Annotated in this window: 7 protein-coding genes; all 7 read right to left on the bottom strand. The window is 44.0% G+C overall.

From position 1 onward, the window contains the following. Nucleotides 1-515 precede the first annotated feature (515 nt). A complete protein-coding gene (gene moeB / locus BV375_RS08125; protein WP_086759194.1) occupies nt 516-1,688 on the bottom strand; it encodes a molybdopterin-synthase adenylyltransferase MoeB in 1,173 nt (390 codons plus the stop codon). 66 nt (nt 1,689-1,754) lie between these two features. Continuing rightward, the gene (locus tag BV375_RS08120) at nt 1,755-2,213 is read right to left on the bottom strand and encodes a M67 family metallopeptidase (RefSeq protein WP_086759192.1); all 459 of its coding nucleotides are present in this window, start codon (nt 2,211-2,213) and stop codon (nt 1,755-1,757) included. Next, complete coding sequence (locus BV375_RS08115) at nt 2,213-2,572, bottom strand: four helix bundle protein (protein WP_086759189.1); 360 nt, start codon at nt 2,570-2,572, stop codon at nt 2,213-2,215. Before BV375_RS08115 ends, BV375_RS08120 begins: the two co-directional genes overlap by 1 nt. A gap of 160 nt (nt 2,573-2,732) precedes the next feature. Then, a complete protein-coding gene (locus BV375_RS08110; RefSeq protein ID WP_086759187.1) occupies nt 2,733-3,476 on the bottom strand; it encodes a carbonic anhydrase in 744 nt (247 codons plus the stop codon). 162 nt (nt 3,477-3,638) lie between these two features. Beyond that, nucleotides 3,639-4,367: an ABC transporter ATP-binding protein gene (locus BV375_RS08105; protein WP_086759184.1), complete on the bottom strand. Its 729-nt coding sequence runs from the start codon at nt 4,365-4,367 to the stop codon at nt 3,639-3,641. A 202-nt stretch (nt 4,368-4,569) separates the two neighbouring features. After that, a complete protein-coding gene (locus tag BV375_RS08100) occupies nt 4,570-4,794 on the bottom strand; it encodes a ferredoxin family protein (RefSeq protein ID WP_086759182.1) in 225 nt (74 codons plus the stop codon). 131 nt (nt 4,795-4,925) lie between these two features. After that, nucleotides 4,926-6,137 carry an ATP phosphoribosyltransferase regulatory subunit gene (locus tag BV375_RS08095; protein ID WP_086759179.1) on the bottom strand — a complete coding sequence of 404 codons (1,212 nt, stop codon included), beginning with the start codon at nt 6,135-6,137 and terminating at the stop codon, nt 4,926-4,928. Nucleotides 6,138-6,182: the final 45 nt, after the last annotated feature.

The raw sequence follows: 6,182 nt of genomic DNA, 5'->3' as shown, positions 1-6,182 counted from the left end.
TGTTTCAAATTACCCTCTCTACTGCCTGATTTTTAATTCCCTACCCTTGAAAGCCCCAAGCCTTGGGGCTACGGTGTACACACAAGTCTTGAAATCCTACCTAAGGTTTTGTTTCGTCGCCTAGCTTTAGGTTGTGCGATCGCTCTGGGAGCCTGTCCGCAGCGAGGAGGAACGAAGTAGGCGAAGCCCTCCCGCTCTTTAGCAATCGCAAAAACCACGGGATTATGTGATTACTTCGCTAGGCTATCGCTACGCTTGTAATGACAATTTCAGGGGTCTATAACGCCTGAAACTCTTGCAGATAGTACTTGTGTGTACACCGTAGAAGCCTTGGGGAGGGGACGTTTTGGCTTTAGACAAAACTGGGGTGGGGTAACGCGTTGAGTGATGGTAGTGAGTTAATCCAAAATCACGTTTTGATAAGGGTTAAACGTTAATTTGACACGTATGAGCAATGCTGTGCCCCTACTATTGCTTATATTTGATGCAAGTCAGAACTGTAGATATCTGGGAATTTAATATTCTGGAACTGAAGGATCTACTTCCCGACTCCAAGCGGTAATTCCACCTTTGACGTTAGTCCCGACAATCCCAGATTCTTTGAGAATGCTCAGGGCTTTTGCCGATCGCCCGCCCATTTTACAATGAGCTATTAAGCGGTGACCGTTGAGTACTTCTTTTACCTTTTGCACGCCATCGCCATTTTCAATATCTGGTAACGGTACTAATACAGCACCAGGAATCTTGGCGATTTCGTACTCATGAGGATTGCGCACATCCAGCAGTACAAAGTCTTTTGCACCGCTATCTAATAACTGTTTCAATTCCACAACAGTCATTTCTTGAACTTCTTGCTGCTGCTTTGCTTCCTCTGCTTTAGCTTGGGGAATACCGCAGAATTCTTCGTAGTCTATCAGTTTTTCAATAACTGGGCGAATGGGGTTGGGACGCAGCTTCAACTCGCGGAACTTCATTTCTAAAGCGTTGTACAGCAGCAGTCGTCCACTTAAAGTATTACCTTGTCCGAGAATAATTTTGACAGTTTCCGTTGCTTGGATGACACCAATAATTCCTGGCAATATTCCTAACACCCCACCTTCTGCACAGGAGGGAACCATTCCTGGTGGTGGTGGTTCGGGATACAAGTCGCGATAATTCGGCCCGCCTTCGTAGTTAAATACAGTTGCTTGTCCTTCAAAGCGGAAAATAGAACCATAGACGTTGGGCTTGTTAAGCAACACACAAGCGTCGTTAACTAGATATCTCGTGGGGAAGTTATCAGTACCATCCACAACAATATCATAAGGCTCTAGGAGACTCAGAGCATTTTCGGAACTGAGGCGAGTCTCGTAGAGATCAACCTGACAGTAAGGGTTAATTTCCAAAATTCGCTGCTTAGCTGATTCAATCTTGGGTTTACCTACCCAAGATGTACCGTGAATGACTTGGCGTTGCAAATTAGAAGTATCGACAACATCGAAATCAACAATACCGATGCGTCCAACACCCGCAGCTGCTAAATATAACAGCAGTGGCGCACCCAGTCCACCTGTACCAATACATAGTACACTGGCGGCTTTCAGGCGTTTTTGCCCTTCTACTCCCACTTCCGGCAAAATTAGGTGGCGGGAGTAGCGTTCGTAATCGTCCTTTGACAACTGGATTTCTTCCAGATTGGGATTGAGCATAGCAATTTAATGTGGAGAGCGGACTATCAATAGTACCGAAAAATGTTATCCGTATTGAGCGGTTATTTAAATTATGTTCTTAATTGTTTCTGGTTGGAATTGATGAGTGTCGTCTAAACTCCAGCTTTGGAGTGTCTCAGCTTTACCTTTTTGAACAGAAACTATTATATACGAGTATTCAGGCCAAGCATAGAGGCGATCGCATTCTGAGGGAATCGCAGGTACATCGGGATGGGAGTGATAAATACCGATAATATTCAGCGAGCGATCGCGTGCTTGCCTTTGTGCTTGTAACATAACTTGGGGTGCGATCGCATATCTTCGCCTTTGACTTTCTCCTTTGTCATCATCTGGGAAATCATCTGCTGCTGTATTCCAGGCATTTTCTGTAGGCATAACTTCTACTACAGTTTTGCCCTCATTAATCGCATGACCCAAGATTATACCGCAACATTCCTCAGGGTAAGTGCTTTCAGCATGGGTGCGGATAATTTGCAACTGTTCGGGGAGGAGTTGGAGAATCATCAAAAATTTCGACTCAGCTTCTCAATCAAACCTTGCAGTAATTCTTTCACTTCTACAACACTACTGACAAGGCGGTCATAATCAGATGCTTCCAGCAATTCCAACTCATAGCAAAGCAGCAGGTAATATTCCACCTCAATAGCTGAATCTTTCGCCAATTCCAAAAAACTCAGTTGTGTTTGCCGATCGTCGCGGTCGCATCCTTGAGCAATTTTAATTGGGATAGCAGCACAAGCTAAACGTATTTGTTGTGTTAAACCTAGTAATTCATCTTCTGGAAAAGTTCTAGTAACCTCATATACTGCCACTGTGAGTTCATGAGCTTTTTCCCACTCTTTAATATCTCTAAAGTCTGTCATTGCAATATTGGTAACACTGGTAATTTTTGGGTAGGGCTATGCCTATTTAATTACTATGGCACTAAGAATTAATTCAACCTCTCAGATAATCCACTCAAATTAACCAGAGTCTAAATCTTTTAAAATTTTGATAATATTTTTAACAACTTCTTATTAATAATTAGGAAAGCATAGTGACTTTTCCTGTTAATAAGTCGTAACGACCACCAACAATTTTAAGTTTGCCTTCTTTAACTAAGTTTTTTAAAATTGTTGAGCTTTCTGCTAACCTTTGTGCTTGATATTGCACATTGGTGATAATAGCACCTTCTTCTAAATTGCCAGTTTTGTTTCTGGCTATTTCTACCGCAGGTTTGATTTCTTCTACAAAAATACCAATTCTGCCAGGAAGTAGTTGACCTTCAACCGCCGCGTGTACTGCACCGCATTTTGCGTGTCCTAGAACTAAAATTAGTTGGGCACCTAATACAGATGTAGCGTATTCCAAGCTACCTATAGCCTCTTGCGAGGCGACATTACCAGCTACTCGCACAACAAATAAATCCCCTAGTCCTTGGTCGAAAACAATTTCTGCGGGTACTCTAGAATCAGCACAACCTAGTATGGCTGCAAACGGATATTGAGCTACAGCTGTTTCTTGCAAACGCAACTTTGATTGATGGGGATTAAGACGCTCCCCTTGCACAAACCGTTGATTTCCTGCTAGCAAATTGTTTAAGGCGGCTTGTGGATTAACTGGTTGCGGTCTTTGTACAACATCAGTATGAGATTTGTGTTGAGCTACTGCTGGCTCATCTTGCCAAAGCATACCGCCAGCACCAACAATAGCCCCGATACCAAGGCTACCTATACCTGCTAAATGTAAAAAATTGCGCCGCCCAATAAATCCATTAATTCTAGTCATTCATCTACCTGACAACAGTTTCGTTGTTGCCTGGAAGATATCAAAATTAAGCCAGATGCAAGAGTACCCGCTGACACGGTTTAAGAGTCATTTAATCTTTTGTCATTGGTCATTTGTCATTAGTTATTTCTTCCTCCCCCTGCTCCCTGCTCCCCTGCTTCCTTAATGCCCCTTCCCGGCTCCCAGATACAGTTCTGCCACTTTCGGGTCATTTAACAATTCTCGCCCAGGTCCGGAGATAGCATCACGTCCTGACTCTAGTACATAACCACGATCAGCCATTTCCAAAGCTTTACGGGCATTTTGTTCTACCAGAACAATTGCTGTACCACTCTGGTTAATTTGCTTAATCTGCTCAAATACTTGTGTGACTAGAATAGGAGATAAAGCAGCAGAAGGTTCATCTAAAAGTAGCAAACTCGGTTCTAACATCAAAGCTTTACCCATTGCCAACATTTGGCGTTCTCCCCCAGAAAGAGTTCCAGCGCGTTGACGACGGCGATCGCTTAATCGGGGAAACATGGTAAATATTTTATCTTTAAGGGGTTTTAGCGGAATATTACGCACAAAAGCCCCCATTTCTAGATTTTCTTCCACACTCAGGGAAGGAAAGACATTAGAAATTTGCGGTACGTAGCACATTCCCCGTTGAACTATTTGATTTGACTTTAATCCCGCAATATTCTCACCTTTAAAGGTAATGGTGCCTGTATGGGGTGTTAACAGTCCAAAAATGGTTTTTGCCAAGGTGGATTTACCAGCACCGTTAGGGCCGATTACGGTTACCAGTTCTCCAGCTTCAACTCGGAAATTCACACCTTGCAGGATATCTACATCTTTTATATATCCAGCATGAACATTTTGAACTTCTAATAAATAATCAATAGTCATTTGTCAATAGTCATCTGTTATTAGGCATTGGGCATGGGGCAAACAAGGAGTGTGGGAAGTGTGGGAGGATGGGGAAGATGGGGGGAGCGCTCGAAAGAAAATGTGGTTCGTTTCTCCCCACACTCCCCTCTCTCCCCACACTCTCCTCTGCTCCTCTGCTCCCTGCTCCCTTGCCTCTTTCTTAATCCTGGACTATGGACTATTATGGTGTTTTTTGCAAATCGGGTCGCTCTTCTGGGACGATCGCTCCTTCAACTGGGCAAACTTGGATGCAGATGCCACAATCAATACAGGTGGCAAAGTCAATCCAGTACCAATCGGTTCCCTTGACGTTTTTACCCGGCCCATCATGAATGCAAGCTACTGGACAAGCATCTACGCAGTCAGCGATGCCTTCACAGACATCAGTAACAATTGTGTGTGGCATGTTCTTGATTCCCTCTGTTGAAAGTCGGCTGTTTCTAGCCTAGCAATTAGAAAAATTTACTACTAAGCTGTAGCGTATATATTTTGCCTATGCTTAGTGGCCAGAATGCTTGCTGTTGAATGAGATATTACTTAGGACAATGGTTCTATGCTAGGTGAACCATCAGCTTTAATCCAGGCAATTTGGTTAATGCCGCGATCGCGTGCGTATTGTCGGATAGCCTCTGCATCCCTTCCTCCCAAATCTATTTCTACTCGCACCATCTCGTTAGAATACCGTAGCTTTTGCGCATAGGCAAAGGCAGCAGCATCAGCGTTAGCTGTTTCTGGTACTACTAACCAATCGCTAGCTGGTGGAGCTTGCGGTAATTGCTGAGTAGACAAGATAATTTGGGATAAATCTTCGATGTTGAGAGCAAAGCCAATGCCGGGGATGTTTTCTCCTTGGGGATGATATAGTCCTAAAAGCTGGTCGTAGCGACCACCTCGTCCTAAAACTCTGGCTTGCCCTTCGGTATCGCTAACAACTTCAAACACGATACCAGTGTAATAGTCAATGGTTTGAATCAAGCTGAGATCGAGGATTAAAGGAAAATTTCCCCCGGATTCTAGTAACTCCACTAAGGATGTAAGGTTTTTCACAGCCTCTTGTTGTGCTTTGTCTAGATCTAAGCTATTGACTTTTCGCAATACTTCGCTACTTGTGCCGCGTAGATCCAATATCAGTCTGGCGCGATCGCGTAGTTCCTCGCTTATAGGTAAATTATCTATGGCAATGCGATCGAGATTGGCGATCGCCCGGCGAATTTTACTTTGGAGATGGGCAGGAAAAACGCTCAAGAGCGATCGGGTAATTCCCGCCTCACCTAAAATTAAATGCCATCGCTGCAACGGCAGCGCCGCCAAGCAATCTGCTACTAACAACAACACTTCTGCATTAGCTAGCAATCCACCAGCACCAAGCAACTCTACCCCAGCTTGATAAAACTCTTGTTGGCGGTTATGCCTGTTTTCCCAAATGCGGCGAAAGACATTGGCATTGTAGTACAGCCGTTGCGGATAAGTAGCACCTGCCATGCGAGTCACGACTGTACGAGCAATAGAGGCTGTTAGCTCTGGACGCAACCCTAATTCTTCATCTTCAGCATTTTGGAGTTGAATTACCGTTTGACGCTGAATTGCTTCCCCTGCCATCAGGGTATCCATCCGCTCCAAAGTTGAGGTGATAATCCTGTGATATCCCCAACGATGAAATACTTGTTGTAACCTATCTTCAATCCAGCGTTTTTGAGCCACATCCAAAGGTAATAAATCCCTGGCTCCCGCTGCTGGTTGATAAACCATTAATCCTCCGTATATTAATCCCGTTCTCTTGCAAAATCTCCTTAT

The organism is Nostoc sp. 106C (genome assembly GCF_002154725.1).
Taxonomy (GTDB): Bacteria; Cyanobacteriota; Cyanobacteriia; order Cyanobacteriales; family Nostocaceae; genus Aulosira.
Note: the sequence above shows the minus strand (reverse complement) of the source record. Positions and strands in the feature narration are given on the sequence as shown.

Bases quoted from the DNA above. Each gene is read 5' to 3' on its own strand.
- moeB (WP_086759194.1), bottom strand. From the start codon at position 1,688: ATGCTCAATCCCAATCTGGAAGAAATCCAGTTGTCAAAGGACGATTAC.
- BV375_RS08120 (WP_086759192.1), bottom strand. From the start codon at position 2,213: ATGATTCTCCAACTCCTCCCCGAACAGTTGCAAATTATCCGCACCCAT.
- BV375_RS08115 (WP_086759189.1), bottom strand. From the start codon at position 2,572: ATGACAGACTTTAGAGATATTAAAGAGTGGGAAAAAGCTCATGAACTC.
- BV375_RS08110 (WP_086759187.1), bottom strand. From the start codon at position 3,476: ATGACTAGAATTAATGGATTTATTGGGCGGCGCAATTTTTTACATTTA.
- BV375_RS08105 (WP_086759184.1), bottom strand. From the start codon at position 4,367: ATGACTATTGATTATTTATTAGAAGTTCAAAATGTTCATGCTGGATAT.
- BV375_RS08100 (WP_086759182.1), bottom strand. From the start codon at position 4,794: ATGCCACACACAATTGTTACTGATGTCTGTGAAGGCATCGCTGACTGC.
- BV375_RS08095 (WP_086759179.1), bottom strand. From the start codon at position 6,137: ATGGTTTATCAACCAGCAGCGGGAGCCAGGGATTTATTACCTTTGGAT.